This is a genomic window from Burkholderia arboris (genome assembly GCF_902499125.1).
GTDB lineage: Bacteria > Pseudomonadota > Gammaproteobacteria > Burkholderiales > Burkholderiaceae > Burkholderia > Burkholderia arboris.
This window is the reverse complement of the sequence record NZ_CABVPX010000015.1, coordinates 35,314-48,596: the sequence shown is the minus strand read 5'-3', so window position 1 is coordinate 48,596 and position 13,283 is coordinate 35,314. Positions and strand designations below refer to the sequence as shown.

Here is a 13,283-nt window from a genome sequence, read left to right as displayed (position 1 = left end):
CGGTCGAGCAGGGGGGGCGCAGTTGCAGCGGCACCTTGCGGCGGAAGTAGTAATGGGTCGAATCGGCGCGGGTGGTCAGGTAGGGGTGTTTCACGGTGTGCTCTCCAGGTTGAGGTAACAGTGGCGTGTAGCACCCGCGCTCGGAAAATCGCCCGCATCTAAAACGGTTGGCCGCTTTAGATGCGTAATGCGCCTGTTCGGGCGCATTACCGGCATTCCAGAACAAAAAAGCCGCTGCTTCTCACGAAGCAGCGGCTTTTTCTTGAAACTGGTGGCGAATCAGGGATTCGAACCCCGGACCTGCGGATTATGATTCCGTCGCTCTAACCGACTGAGCTAATTCGCCGTGAAGAATCAAATTATGTAGACATACCGCCGGGCTGTCAACAGCTTTTTCCATCTTCCGTGAAAAAAGTTGCCGGCCGGCCCATGGCGACCTGGCGGCGGGGCGGGTTGCCGGCCGCCGGAACGACCGTCCGGCAACCGCTTCCCGCCCGCCCGTACAACCTCAATCCTGCGCGTAGATGTTCGAGTCCTTCGTCTCCTTGACGAACAGCAGGCCGATCACGAACGTGGCCAGCGCGATCACGATCGGATACCAGAGCCCGGAATAGATGTCGCCCTTCGCCGCGACGATCGCGAACGCGGTCGCCGGCAGGAAGCCGCCGAACCAGCCGTTGCCGATGTGATAGGGCAGCGACATCGACGTGTAGCGGATCCGTGTCGGGAACATCTCGACCAGCATCGCCGCGATCGGGCCGTAGACCATCGTCACGTAGATCACGAGGATCGTCAGGATCACGATCGTCATTGGCCAGTTGAGTTGCGCCGGATCAGCCTTCGCCGGGTAGCCGGCTCCCTTCAGCGTCGACGCGAGCGTCTTGTCGAACGCCGCGCCCTGCGCCTTCGCGTCGGTCGCCTTGCCGTCGTAGGTCTGGATCACCGTGTCGCCGACCTTGATCTCGGCCTGCGTGCCGGCCGGCGCCGCGACGTTCTCGTAGTTCAGGCCGGCCTTCGAGAGCGCGCTCTTCGCGATGTCGCACGAGCTGGTGAACTTCGACGTGCCCACCGGGTTGAACTGGAACGAGCAGGTGGCCGGGTCGGCGACGACCGTGATCGGCGCCTTCTGCGTCGCGAGCTCGAGCTGCGGGTTCGCGTAGTGCGTGAGCGCCTTGAACAGCGGAAAGTACGTCAGCGCCGCGATCAGGCAGCCCGCGAGGATGATCGGCTTGCGGCCGATCTTGTCCGACAGCGAACCGAAGAACAGGAAGAACGGCGTGCCGATCAGCAGGGCGATCGCGATCAGGATGTTCGCGCTGGCACCGTCGACCTTCAGCGTCTGCGTGAGGAAGAACAGCGCGTAGAACTGGCCCGTGTACCACACGACGGCCTGGCCGGCCGTCAGGCCGACGAGCGCGAGGATCACGATCTTCAGGTTCTTCCACTGGCCGAACGCTTCGGTCAGCGGCGCCTTCGACGTCTTGCCTTCCGCCTTGATGCGCAGGAACACCGGCGATTCGTTCAGCTGCATCCGGATCCACACCGACACCGCGAGCAGCAGGATCGACGCGACGAACGGCACGCGCCAGCCCCAGCTGCCGAATGCTTCCTCGCCGATGAACGTACGCACGCCGAGGATCACGAGCAGCGACAGGAACAGGCCGAGCGTGGCGGTCGTCTGGATCCATGCGGTATAGAAGCCGCGACGGTTCGCCGGCGCATGTTCGGCGACGTAGGTTGCCGCACCGCCGTACTCGCCGCCGAGCGCGAGGCCCTGCAGCAGCCGCATCGCGATGAAGATCACGGGCGCGGCGATGCCGATCGACGCGTAGCCGGGCAGGAAGCCGACCACGAACGTCGAGATGCCCATGATCACGATCGTCACGAGGAACGTGTGCTTGCGGCCGACCATGTCGCCGAGCCGGCCGAACACGATCGCGCCGAACGGCCGCACCGCGAAGCCGGCGGCAAAACCGAGCAGCGTGAAGATGAACGCGGCGGTCGGATTGACGCCGGAAAAGAAACTCTTGCTGATGTAGGCCGCGAGTGAACCGGCCAGGTAAAAGTCGTACCACTCGAACACGGTGCCGAGCGACGACGCGAAGATCACCTTCTTCTCTTCGCCCGTCATCGGCGAGTGCGAAATTTGCCCGCCTAACGTTGCCATGAATCGTCTCCAAGTCCCTTGATATAGATGTGCGGCCGCCTTGGGTGGGCGGGCCTGTCGACGATTATTGGCATGGAAACTTACGGCGGACTGACTCGCGCGTACAAAACGACTGCGCGTTAACCCGCGCCGAATCGGCTGCTTCTGGTGTCGATCATGCGGTGAACGTCCGGCAAATTGCCGGTTTCGACACAATTGCGCCGGGCCGCGGACGCGTGAGTCAGGGTTAATCCGGGGCCGTACCGGTCAGCGGCAGGCTGACGCGCACGAGCGTGCCGGCAAGGCGCGGCGTGCGCTGGTAGACGTGATCGTCGAGCGTCAGCGTGCCGCCGTGCTGCGTGGCGATCTCGCGCACGATCGCGAGCCCGAGGCCGCTGCCGTCGCCTTCGCGGCCGAGGATCCGGTAGAAGCGCTCGACGACGCGCTCGCGTTCGGCGGCCGGGATGCCGGGGCCCGTATCCTCGACTTCGAGATGCACGAACCGCGCCGCCGGGTCGGCATGCACGCGCACGGTGATGCGGCCGCCTTCGGGCGTGTAGCGGATCGCGTTGTCGATCAGGTTGCCGAGCATTTCGCGCAGCATCACCGGATTGCCGTCGACGTCGAGCGGTGCGTCGTCGGGCGGCCCCTCGTAGCCGAGATCCATCCGCTTCGCGAGCGCGGCCTGCACCCAGTCGCGCACCGCGCGCCGTGCAAGCGCGGCGATCTCGACCGGTTCGAACGTGAGCCCGCTCGCGCGGTTCTCGGCGCGCGCGAGCGCCAGCAATTGCGTGACGAGCCGCGCGGCCTGCTCGGAACTCGTCGCGATCTGTTCGAGCGAGCGCTGCACGTCCGGCGGGACCGGGTGGCGCAGCGCGAACTCGGCCTGCGTGCGCAGGCCCGCGAGCGGCGTTTTCATCTGGTGCGCGGCGTCGGCGATGAAGCGCTTCTGCAGCGCCATGTTCTGTTCGAGACGCGCGAGCAGGTCGTTGAACGACGTGACGAGCGGCTCGATCTCGGGCGGCGCGCGCTGCGCCTCGACGGGCGACAGGTCGTCGGGCCGCCGCGCGCGGATGTGCGCCTGCAGCGCGTTGAGCGGCGCGAGCCCGCGCGACAGCCCGAACCACACGAGCAGGATCGCGAGCGGCAGGATCACGAACTGCGGCAGGATCACGCCCTTGATGATGTCGTTCGCGAGCGCGTTGCGCTTGTCGAGCGTTTCGCCGACTTGCACGAGCACGGGCTGCGTGCCGCCCGATTGCGGCAGTGCGACCGTCGTATACGCGACGCGCACGTCGTTGCCGCGCAGCAGGTCGTCGCGGAACACGACGACGCCCGGCGGCGGGCGGTCCTCGTCGCGCGGCAGCGGCATGTCGGCTTCGCCCGCGACCAGTTCGCCGCGCGTGCCGAGCACCTGGAAGTAAACGCTGTCGACGTTGTCCGCGCGCAGGAAGTCGCGCGTCTGCTCCGGCAGCGTCAGCTCGGCGACGCCGTTCACCGGATGGATCTGCCGGGCGAGCACGTACGCGTTGGTTTCGAGCGCGCGGTCGAACGGGCTGTTCGCGATCGTCTTCGCGACGAGGTAGGTGACGGCGATGCTCATCGGCCACAGCAGCAGCAGCGGCGCGAGCATCCAGTCGAGGATTTCGCCGAACAGCGAGCGCGGGCGCGGTGCCTCGGGCGATTCGGTTTCGTCGGGCGGCGCGAACGGGTTCTCGTAGCGCGCGTCGCGCGCTTCGTCGGCGGCCGACGACGGTGCGCCGGTCGGGGGGCGGGAGTGGGCCGGCGTGGCCATCGCGGCGACGCCCGGTGTCAGCGCAGCGGCGTGCCGGCCACCGCGGGCTGGGGCGCTGTCGCGTCGGCCGGCGCGGCAGGCGCGACCTTCTCGAGGCAATAGCCGAGGCCGCGCACGGTCGAGATCCGCACACCGCTCGGCTCGATCTTCTTGCGCAGCCGGTGCACGTAGACTTCGATCGCGTTGTTGCTGACTTCCTCGCCCCATTCGCACAGGTGATCGACGAGCTGCTCCTTCGACACGAGCCGGCCGATCCGCTGCAGCAGCACTTCGAGCAGGCCGAGTTCGCGCGCGGAGAGATCGAGCACGTGATCGTTCGCATACGCGATGCGGCCGACCTGGTCGAATGCGAGCGAGCCGTGCCGCACGACGGTCGGGCCGCCGCCCGCACCGCGCCGGGTCAGCGCGCGCACGCGCGCCTCGAGCTCGTTGAGCGCGAATGGCTTGGCCATGTAGTCGTCGGCGCCGAGGTCGAGCCCCTTCACGCGTTCGTCGACGCTGTCGGCGGCGGTCAGGATCAGCACGGGGAGGTTGGAATTGCGCGCGCGCAGGCGCTTGAGCACGTCGAGCCCGGACATTTTCGGCAGCCCGAGATCGAGGATCAGCAGGTCGAAAGTCTGCATCGACAGCGCCGTATCGGCATCGACGCCGCTCTTCACGTGGTCGACCGCATAGCCCGATTGGCGGAGTGACCGGGTGAGTCCGTCCGCGAGTATGCTGTCATCTTCGGCGATGAGGATTCGCATGTTGCTGACCGATGGCCGGCGGGGCATTCGCGCCGACGCGGCTGTCTCCGGAGTTATTCGTGTACAACGCCCTGAATTGCGGGCTTGCATAAACTACTGTTTTTTTATACAGTGTCTGCATTCGGCGGCGCTTGAAAGCGGGCGCGCCTCTAACAGACGCTGCTCATCATAGCAAAGGACGATTCATGGAAGATAGCAAGAAGGGCTCCGGGATGACCGCCGAGAAGAGCAAGGCGCTGGCGGCCGCACTCGCGCAGATCGAGAAGCAGTTCGGCAAAGGGTCGATCATGCGCATGGGCGACGGCGAGGCGGCCGAGAATATCCAGGTCGTCTCCACGGGCTCGCTGGGTCTTGATATCGCACTAGGCGTCGGCGGCCTGCCGCGTGGCCGGGTCGTCGAGATCTACGGTCCGGAATCGTCGGGTAAAACCACGCTCACGCTGCAGGTCATCGCCGAACTGCAGAAGCTGGGCGGCACCGCAGCGTTCATCGACGCCGAGCACGCGCTCGACGTTCAATATGCCGCGAAGCTCGGCGTGAACGTGCCGGAGCTGCTGATCTCGCAGCCGGACACCGGCGAGCAGGCGCTTGAAATCACCGACGCGCTGGTGCGCTCGGGCTCGATCGACATGATCGTCATCGACTCGGTCGCGGCGCTCGTGCCGAAGGCCGAAATCGAAGGCGAGATGGGCGATTCGCTGCCGGGTCTGCAGGCCCGCCTGATGTCGCAGGCGCTGCGCAAGCTGACCGGCACGATCAAGCGCACGAACTGCCTCGTGATCTTCATCAACCAGATCCGGATGAAGATCGGCGTGATGTTCGGCAACCCGGAAACCACGACGGGCGGCAACGCGCTGAAGTTCTACTCGTCGGTGCGTCTCGACATCCGCCGGATCGGCTCGATCAAGAAGAACGACGAGGTGATCGGCAACGAAACCCGTGTGAAGGTCGTCAAGAACAAGGTATCGCCGCCGTTCCGCGAAGCGATCTTCGACATCCTGTATGGCGAAGGCATTTCGCGCCAGGGCGAGATCATCGATCTCGGCGTGCAGGCGAAGATCGTCGACAAGGCGGGCGCCTGGTACAGCTATAACGGCGAGAAGATCGGCCAGGGCAAGGACAACGCGCGTGAATTCCTGCGCGAAAATCCGGAAATCGCACGCGAGATCGAGAACCGCATCCGCGAATCGCTCGGTGTCGTCAGCATGCCCGATGGCGTGAGCCACGAAGCCGAGGCGATGGACGAAGAAGAGTGATGGTTGCGCGCCGAGGTCAGGCCGGCGAGCCGGAAGAGAGCGACGCGCCCGAAGCGGCGGGTCGCTCTGGCCGGCGAGCCGGATCCTCGGGCGCCGGCCGGCGGGTTGCAGGCAGCCATGCCGCGAACCGCACCGCGACGAGGGCATCCGATGATGCCCTCGTTTCGTTTGAGATTGCCGCGCCGGACGACCCGTTCGACGACGGCGAATCGTTCGACGCACACGACCGCTCCCGCCGTCGCGTGTCCGGTGTCCGCTTCCCGGGCGATCGCGCCGCCGACGCGTCGGCGCCGGCAAGGGAAGACGTCTACACACGCAGCAGCCAGCATCCACGCCGCACGCGCCGTGCGTCCGGCGCTTCTTCCAGTACGTCATCAGGCGACACGCCGGGCGCCACCGAACGCAAGTCGTCAAAACCGCAACGTTCGTTGAAGGGCCGCGCGCTCGGCTATCTGTCGAGGCGTGAATACAGTCGTGCGGAACTCGCGCGCAAGCTCGCGCCTTACGTCGGCGAAGACGAATCCGTCGAACCGGTGCTCGATGCGCTGGAAAAGGAAGGCTGGCTGTCCGACGCGCGCTTTGCCGAGAGCCTCGTGCATCGCCGCGCATCGCGTGTCGGCGTCGCGCGGATCGTCAGCGAGCTGAAGCGTCATGCAGTCGGCGACACGCTCGTCGAGGAAGTAAACGCGCAGCTGCGCGAGACCGAATGGGCGCGTGCGCAGGCGGTCTGGCGCAAGAAATTCGGTGCACTGCCGCAAACGCTGGCCGAGCGTGCGAAGCAGGCACGCTTTCTCGCCGCGCGCGGCTTCTCGAGCGCGACCATCGTGAAGTTGCTGAAAGTGGGCGACGATTTCCCGATCGACGATTGAGCGGCCGATCGCGCGCGTGACGCGCGATATTGCTGCAATGCAACCGTTTCCGGACAGGCGGGAATACCCGCCGTCGCGTCAAACTGTCTCAAATACCCAATATGCTAAAATCCGTGGGTTTTCCTCTTCGGCCTCAACCTCCAGCATGCCGCTATCCGAGCCCGTGCCCCGTCAGTTGCGACATCGACGCGCAATCCGAGCGGAAGCCTACGAGCGCGGCGACGGCTTGTGGGACATCGAAGCCTGCCTGACCGACCACAAGCCGCGGGATGTCGCGCTTGCGTCGGGCATCCGGCCCCAAGGCCTGCCGATCCACGAACTCTGGCTGCGCGTGACCATCGATCGTGACCTCAATGTCGTCGACGCCGAAGCGTCTTCGGAATGGGTGCCCTATCCCGGTCACTGTCAATCCGCCCCTCCTGCCTATCGGGCCCTCATCGGGCTCAATCTCTTCCGCAATTTCCGCCGCAACGCGAACCGGCTGCTCGCCGGCGTCGCAGGCTGCTCCCATCTCACCGAACTGTGCGCCGTGCTGCCGACGGCAGCGATCCAGGCGTTCGCCGGTGACGTGTGGAACGTGCGCGAAGAGGGCGGCGAAGGACCGGATCACGACGGCGCGCACGCCGAACCGCCTTTCCAGCTCGGCCGCTGCCGTGCGCTGCGGTTCGACGGCGAGGTCGTGCGGCAGTACTACCCGCGCTGGTATGGCCCGATTCGGCCGGATATGCCCGGTGAAGGCAGCACGAAGGAATGAACGGAAATCATTCGAAGAAGCGTCTTAAGCGACTTTTCATCCAACTCTCAGACTGAAGGGAATCACGCATGAAGATTCACGAGTACCAGGGTAAGGAAATCCTGCGGAAATTCGGAGTCGCGGTACCGCGCGGCAAGCCGGCGTTCTCGGTTGAAGAAGCCGTCAAGGTGGCAGAAGAGCTCGGCGGCCCGGTATGGGTCGTGAAGGCTCAGATCCACGCCGGTGGCCGTGGCAAGGGCGGCGGCGTGAAGGTGGCGAAGTCGATCGAGCAGGTCCGCGAATACGCGAACCAGATCCTCGGCATGCAGCTCGTCACGCACCAGACCGGTCCGGAAGGCCAGAAGGTCAACCGTCTGATGATCGAAGAAGGCGCCGACATCAAGCAGGAACTGTATGTCAGCCTCGTCGTCGATCGCGTGTCGCAAAAGATCGTTCTGATGGGTTCGAGCGAAGGCGGCATGGACATCGAAGAAGTCGCCGAAAAGCACCCGGAACTGATCCACAAGGTCATCGTCGAGCCGTCGACGGGCCTGCTCGACGCTCAGGCCGACGACCTCGCCGCGAAGATCGGCGTGCCGGCTGCTTCGATTCCGCAAGCGCGCGCGATCCTGCAAGGCCTGTACAAGGCATTCTGGGAAACCGACGCATCGCTGGCTGAAATCAACCCGCTGAACGTCTCCGGCGACGGCAAGGTCACCGCACTCGACGCGAAGTTCAACTTCGACTCGAACGCGCTGTTCCGCCATCCGGAAATCGTTGCGTACCGCGATCTGGACGAAGAAGATCCGGCTGAAATCGAAGCGTCGAAGTTCGACCTCGCGTACATCTCGCTCGACGGCAACATCGGCTGCCTCGTGAACGGCGCAGGCCTCGCGATGGCAACGATGGACACGATCAAGCTGTTCGGCGGCGAGCCGGCGAACTTCCTGGACGTCGGCGGTGGCGCGACGACCGAGAAGGTCACGGAAGCGTTCAAGCTGATGCTGAAGAACCCGGATCTGAAGGCGATCCTCGTGAACATCTTCGGCGGCATCATGCGCTGCGACGTGATCGCGGAAGGCGTGATCGCCGGTTCGAAGGCCGTGAACCTGAACGTGCCGCTCGTCGTGCGCATGAAGGGCACGAACGAGGACCTCGGCAAGAAGATGCTGGCCGATTCGGGCCTGCCGATCATCTCGGCGGACAGCATGGAAGAAGCTGCGCAGAAGGTCGTCGCGGCTGCCGCAGGCAAGTAAGCGCGCGCTAATGAACACGCATGGCGGCGCGGTTTGCACGCGACGCCAATCGAACAGAGGTCAAAATACATGTCGATTCTGATCAACAAGGACACGAAGGTCATCACGCAGGGCATTACCGGCAAAACCGGTCAGTTCCATACGCGCGCCTGCCGTGAATATGCAAACGGCCGCGAAGCATTCGTCGCGGGCGTGAACCCGAAGAAGGCCGGCGAAGATTTCGAAGGCATTCCGATCTACGCAAGCGTCAAGGAAGCGAAGGCAGAAACCGGCGCGACCGTGTCGGTCATCTACGTTCCGCCGGCAGGCGCAGCGGCTGCGATCTGGGAAGCGGTCGAAGCCGATCTGGATCTCGCGATCTGTATCACGGAAGGCATCCCCGTCCGCGACATGATCGAAGTGAAGGACCGCATGCGTCGCGAAGGCCGCAAGACGCTGCTGCTCGGGCCGAACTGCCCGGGCACGATCACGCCGGACGAACTGAAGATCGGCATCATGCCGGGTCACATCCACCGCAAGGGCCGCATCGGCGTCGTGTCGCGTTCGGGCACGCTGACGTATGAAGCCGTTGCGCAGCTGACGGCACTCGGCCTCGGCCAGTCGTCGGCAGTCGGTATCGGCGGCGACCCGATCAACGGTCTGAAGCACATCGACGTGATGAAGATGTTCAACGACGATCCGGATACGGATGCGGTCGTGATGATCGGCGAAATCGGTGGTCCGGACGAAGCCAATGCGGCAGAGTGGATCAAGGACAACATGAAGAAGCCGGTCGTCGGCTTCATCGCGGGCGTCACGGCGCCTCCGGGCAAGCGCATGGGCCACGCCGGCGCGCTGATCTCGGGCGGTGCGGATACGGCCGAAGCGAAGCTGGAAATCATGGAAGCGTGCGGCATCACCGTCACGCGCAACCCGTCGGAAATGGGCCGTCTGCTGAAGAAGGCGCTGTAATATTTCCCTTGGGTTCGTCCTGCAGAAAACGCCGGCTTTGCCGGCGTTTTTTGTTATGCTCGCGCAATGAATTCGTAAGCACCGGGCATGCATCGCGCATGTGCCGGCGATGAACCGGGCCGCCTGCGAGGCGGCCGCTGTCCTGTCCTCACCGCCATGCTCGAATTCCTGACATCGCTGCATTGGGGCGCCGTTCTCCAGATCGTCGTCATCGATATCCTGCTCGGCGGCGACAACGCGGTCGTGATCGCGCTCGCCTGCCGCAACCTGCCGGCGAACCAGCGGTTGCGCGGCGTCATCTGGGGCACCGCGGGGGCGATCCTGCTGCGTGTCGCGCTGATCGCGTTCGCGGTCGCGCTGCTCGACGTACCGTTCCTGAAGCTCGGCGGCGGGCTGCTGCTATTGTGGATCGGCATCAAGCTGATGGCGCCGGCCGGCGACGCGCACGACGACATCAAGCCAGCCAGCCGGCTGTGGGATGCCGTGAAGACGATCGTGATCGCCGATGCGGTGATGAGCCTCGACAACGTGATCGCGATCGCCGGCGCGGCCGAACAGGCCGATCCGTCGCACCGGATCGCGCTCGTGATATTCGGGCTCGTCGTCAGCGTGCCGATCATCGTGTGGGGCAGCACGCTCGTGCTGAAGCTGCTCGACCGCTTCCCGATCGTCGTGGCGTTCGGCGCCGGGCTGCTCGGCTGGATCGCGGGCGGGTTGATCGTGAACGACCCGGTCGGCGACCGCTGGCCGGTGCTCGATACGCCGCAGGTGCTCTACGGTGCGAGCATCGCCGGCGCGCTGTTCGTCGTGGCGATCGGCTTCGCACTCAAGAAGCGCCACGGCGCGCCGCGCACACACTGACTGGCCGTCCGGCCGACTGCCGGTTTCGCGGCCCGCTGGCTACGATCGAAACGCCTGCCTTGATCGGCAGGCGTTTTTCGTTTCCGGAGCCTGCCATGTTCGAAGCCTTTTCCGTTTCCCTGTTCCGTCGCGTTGCCGCCGATCTGCGGCGCGCGAACCGGCCCGTGCCGCGCTGGCGGCTGGCCGGCTTCACGCTGATCGAATTGATGATCGTGCTGGCGATCGTCGGCGTTGTCGCCGCCTATGCGATTCCCGCGTACCAGGATTACCTCGCGCGTTCGCGCGTCGGCGAGGGACTCGCGCTCGCGTCGTCTGCGCGGCTCGCGGTCGCCGACAACGCGGCGAGCGGTGCGAGCCTCGACGGCGGCTACAGCCCGCCTGCCGCGACCCGCAACGTCGAATCCGTTGCGATCGACGCCGCTACCGGCCAGATCACCGTCGCGTTCACCACCCGCGTCGCCGCGGCCGGCACGAATACGCTGGTGCTCGTGCCGTCCGCGCCCGACAAGGTCGACGCGCCTACCGCGCGTGTGCCGCTTAAAAAGGGGGCGATACAGGCCGGCGCGATCGCGTGGGAGTGCTTCGCGGCCGGCAAGGACGCGTCGTCGCTGCCGGCGCCGGGAGCCGGGCCGTTGCCGGGAGATGCCGCGACGCTGCCCGCGAAATATGCGCCTGCGGAGTGCCGCGCGTAGCGCGGGAAGGAGGCGGCGGCGGTGCGTGCGAGGTGCCGGCCGCCGCTTCGGCCGGCGGGGGCCGCCACCCCGCGCCGGGTCGTGGCGCGATGGCCCCGCACAGAGGGGGGAAAGTTTTGTATAGTGCGCCGGTTGCTGACATCCGGTTCGCTCATGCCTTCTACTTTTTCCCGTTCGTTGTCGCTCGTTGCGCTGGCTGTCGCCCTGATCGTGCCGTACGCGATCACGAATCACACGTATCCGATCCCGACCTTCTATTCCGAGTTTTCCGCGCTGGTGCTGTATTTGCTGGTGGGGCTGTCGGTTGTGCTGCTTACCCGCAGCAACCGCCAGGCCCAGCCGTTCGCTGCGCCGGCCGCGTTCGTCGTGCCGCTCGGGTTTGCCGCGGTGCTGATCGCGCAGACCGTGCTGATCCCGCTCAAGGTGCCGTCGATGAACTGGCTGGCGGTCGGCTACCTCGCGGCCGCGCTGGTCGCGATGCAGGCCGGCTATGCGCTCGCGCGCGACGGGATGGCGGAAGCCGTGTCGCGGATGATGGCCGGTGCGCTGCTCGTCGGCGGTGTGTTCGCAGTCGGCACCCAGTTCGTGCAGTTGTTCCACCTCGAGTCGGCCGTCTCGCCGTTCGTCGTGGTGTACAACGTCGCGGTCGACCGCCGTCCATACGGCAACATGGCGCAGGCGAACCATCTGGCCAGCTATATCGCGTTCGCGCTCGCGGGCGCGCTGTACCTGGTGCAGACGCGCCGGCTCGCGGTATGGGCGTGGTTCGTGCTGTCGCTCGTGCTGTCGGTCGGTCTCGCGCTGACGGTGTCGCGCGGGCCGTGGCTGCAAGTTGCGGTGATGGTCGTCGCGGGCTTCTGGATGGCGTGGGTCGAATCGCGTCGCGCGCAGGGCAATGCACGTGCATGGCTGATACCGGTCGTGCTCGCGGTCGCATTCATCGCGGTGAACGTCGCGGTGCGCTGGGCCAACGTGCACTATCACCTGAATCTCGCCGAGTCGGCGGCCGACCGGATGCGCGACGCGGGGCAGATCGCGCCGCGCCTCGCGTTGTGGAAGTACGGGCTCGCGATGTTCCGCGAGCATCCGCTGCTCGGGGTCGGCTGGGGTGAATTCCCGTCGCACCAGTTTGCGCTCGTGCGCGCGCTCGGCGGCGTCGAGATCGCGAACAACTCGCACGACATCTTCATCGACCTGCTCGCGAAATCCGGTCTCGTCGGTCTTGGTGTGCTCGTCGTCACGCTCGTGACGTGGTTCGTGCGCGCGGTGCGCGCGCCGCAGTCGAGCATGCGCGTGTTCGGCTTCGCGCTGATCGGCATCCTGCTGATGCATGCGCTGGTCGAGTATCCGCAGCAGTACATGTTCTTCCTGCTGCCCGCGATGTTCGTGATCGGGCTGCTCGACGTGAAGCCGCTGCGCATCCTGCCGGGCCGCGCGGCATTCGGGCTGTTCGCGGTGCTGTCGTTCGGCGGCGTGCTGGCGGCCGTGCCCGTGCTGCGCGACTACCAGCGCGCGGAAGTGCTCTATTACGGCAGCGATCCGGCCGCGCAGTACCGCGATGCGCCGTCGCTGCTGTTCGGCGCGTGGGGCGAGTACGGTGCGGCGACGCTGCTCACGATTTCGCCGGACGATTTGCCGGCCAAGCTCGCCGCGCATGAGCGCGCGATCGCGCTGCTGCCCGGCGAGACGGTGCTGCGCCGCTATGCGGTGCTGCAGGCGCTGGCCGGGCGCGAAGCCGATGCGCTCGATACCGTCGCGCGCCTGCATGTGTTTGCGAAGGAATTGAAGGACTGGCCGCAGCAACTGGCGCTGCTGTACAAGCTGTGCGACCAGCAACCGGCGCTGAAGACGTTCAGGGCGGCTGTCGTCGCGAAGTACGGGGAAGTGCCGGCCGAGGCCGCCGACGACTCTGACGACGACGATTCGGATTGATGTGCGATGGCGCTCGCCGGAACGGGGAATGCCGGCGGTCGTCGCG

At 65.8% G+C, this 13,283-nt stretch carries 11 protein-coding genes and 1 tRNA gene; 8 read left to right on the top strand and 4 right to left on the bottom strand.

What is annotated here, in order from left to right; all coding sequences use genetic code 11:
* Nucleotides 1-269: 269 nt before the first annotated feature.
* The 4 genes from BLA15945_RS19245 to BLA15945_RS19230 all read right to left on the bottom strand — a co-directional run bounded on the left by BLA15945_RS19245 (nucleotide 270) and on the right by BLA15945_RS19230 (nucleotide 4,687).
* Nucleotides 270-346, bottom strand: a tRNA-Met gene (locus tag BLA15945_RS19245).
* Between the two features lie 162 nt (nucleotides 347-508).
* Nucleotides 509-2,167, bottom strand: a complete 1,659-nt coding sequence (locus BLA15945_RS19240; protein ID WP_174993151.1) for an MFS transporter — start codon at nucleotides 2,165-2,167, stop codon at nucleotides 509-511.
* Between the two features lie 226 nt (nucleotides 2,168-2,393).
* Nucleotides 2,394-3,941 carry a sensor histidine kinase gene (locus BLA15945_RS19235; RefSeq protein ID WP_174993150.1) on the bottom strand — a complete coding sequence of 516 codons (1,548 nt, stop codon included), beginning with the start codon at nucleotides 3,939-3,941 and terminating at the stop codon, nucleotides 2,394-2,396.
* A gap of 17 nt (nucleotides 3,942-3,958) precedes the next feature.
* Nucleotides 3,959-4,687 carry a response regulator transcription factor gene (locus tag BLA15945_RS19230; RefSeq protein ID WP_059233291.1) on the bottom strand — a complete coding sequence of 243 codons (729 nt, stop codon included), beginning with the start codon at nucleotides 4,685-4,687 and terminating at the stop codon, nucleotides 3,959-3,961.
* 185 nt (nucleotides 4,688-4,872) lie between these two features.
* Here BLA15945_RS19230 and recA point away from each other — a divergent pair, with 185 nt between their 5' ends.
* The 8 genes from recA (at nucleotide 4,873) to BLA15945_RS19190 (ending at nucleotide 13,237) form a co-directional block, all read left to right on the top strand.
* A complete protein-coding gene (gene recA / locus BLA15945_RS19225) occupies nucleotides 4,873-5,943 on the top strand; it encodes a recombinase RecA (protein ID WP_059233292.1) in 1,071 nt (356 codons plus the stop codon).
* Nucleotides 5,943-6,812: a recombination regulator RecX gene (recX, locus tag BLA15945_RS19220; RefSeq protein WP_174993149.1), complete on the top strand. Its 870-nt coding sequence runs from the start codon at nucleotides 5,943-5,945 to the stop codon at nucleotides 6,810-6,812. The genes recA and recX overlap by 1 nt, the downstream gene beginning before the upstream one ends.
* A gap of 145 nt (nucleotides 6,813-6,957) precedes the next feature.
* Nucleotides 6,958-7,566, top strand: a complete 609-nt coding sequence (locus BLA15945_RS19215; RefSeq protein ID WP_059233294.1) for a DUF2889 domain-containing protein — start codon at nucleotides 6,958-6,960, stop codon at nucleotides 7,564-7,566.
* A 68-nt stretch (nucleotides 7,567-7,634) separates the two neighbouring features.
* Entirely contained in the window at nucleotides 7,635-8,801 is a 1,167-nt protein-coding gene (gene sucC / locus BLA15945_RS19210; protein ID WP_059233295.1) for an ADP-forming succinate--CoA ligase subunit beta, read from the top strand.
* 69 nt (nucleotides 8,802-8,870) lie between these two features.
* A complete protein-coding gene (gene sucD / locus BLA15945_RS19205; RefSeq protein ID WP_006477916.1) occupies nucleotides 8,871-9,752 on the top strand; it encodes a succinate--CoA ligase subunit alpha in 882 nt (293 codons plus the stop codon).
* A gap of 156 nt (nucleotides 9,753-9,908) precedes the next feature.
* Nucleotides 9,909-10,613 carry a TerC family protein gene (locus BLA15945_RS19200; protein WP_059236632.1) on the top strand — a complete coding sequence of 235 codons (705 nt, stop codon included), beginning with the start codon at nucleotides 9,909-9,911 and terminating at the stop codon, nucleotides 10,611-10,613.
* A gap of 95 nt (nucleotides 10,614-10,708) precedes the next feature.
* Nucleotides 10,709-11,305, top strand: a complete 597-nt coding sequence (locus tag BLA15945_RS19195; protein WP_059233296.1) for a pilin — start codon at nucleotides 10,709-10,711, stop codon at nucleotides 11,303-11,305.
* Nucleotides 11,306-11,458: 153 nt separating this feature from the next.
* Nucleotides 11,459-13,237, top strand: coding sequence for a PglL family O-oligosaccharyltransferase (locus BLA15945_RS19190; protein WP_059233297.1), 1,779 nt, complete (start codon nucleotides 11,459-11,461; stop codon nucleotides 13,235-13,237).
* Nucleotides 13,238-13,283: the final 46 nt, after the last annotated feature.

Coding starts and splice junctions, on each gene's coding strand:
- BLA15945_RS19240 (WP_174993151.1), bottom strand. CDS start 2,167: ATGGCAACGTTAGGCGGGCAAATTTCGCACTCGCCGATGACGGGCGAA.
- BLA15945_RS19235 (WP_174993150.1), bottom strand. CDS start 3,941: ATGGCCACGCCGGCCCACTCCCGCCCCCCGACCGGCGCACCGTCGTCG.
- BLA15945_RS19230 (WP_059233291.1), bottom strand. CDS start 4,687: ATGCGAATCCTCATCGCCGAAGATGACAGCATACTCGCGGACGGACTC.
- recA (WP_059233292.1), top strand. CDS start 4,873: ATGGAAGATAGCAAGAAGGGCTCCGGGATGACCGCCGAGAAGAGCAAG.
- recX (WP_174993149.1), top strand. CDS start 5,943: ATGGTTGCGCGCCGAGGTCAGGCCGGCGAGCCGGAAGAGAGCGACGCG.
- BLA15945_RS19215 (WP_059233294.1), top strand. CDS start 6,958: ATGCCGCTATCCGAGCCCGTGCCCCGTCAGTTGCGACATCGACGCGCA.
- sucC (WP_059233295.1), top strand. CDS start 7,635: ATGAAGATTCACGAGTACCAGGGTAAGGAAATCCTGCGGAAATTCGGA.
- sucD (WP_006477916.1), top strand. CDS start 8,871: ATGTCGATTCTGATCAACAAGGACACGAAGGTCATCACGCAGGGCATT.
- BLA15945_RS19200 (WP_059236632.1), top strand. CDS start 9,909: ATGCTCGAATTCCTGACATCGCTGCATTGGGGCGCCGTTCTCCAGATC.
- BLA15945_RS19195 (WP_059233296.1), top strand. CDS start 10,709: ATGTTCGAAGCCTTTTCCGTTTCCCTGTTCCGTCGCGTTGCCGCCGAT.
- BLA15945_RS19190 (WP_059233297.1), top strand. CDS start 11,459: ATGCCTTCTACTTTTTCCCGTTCGTTGTCGCTCGTTGCGCTGGCTGTC.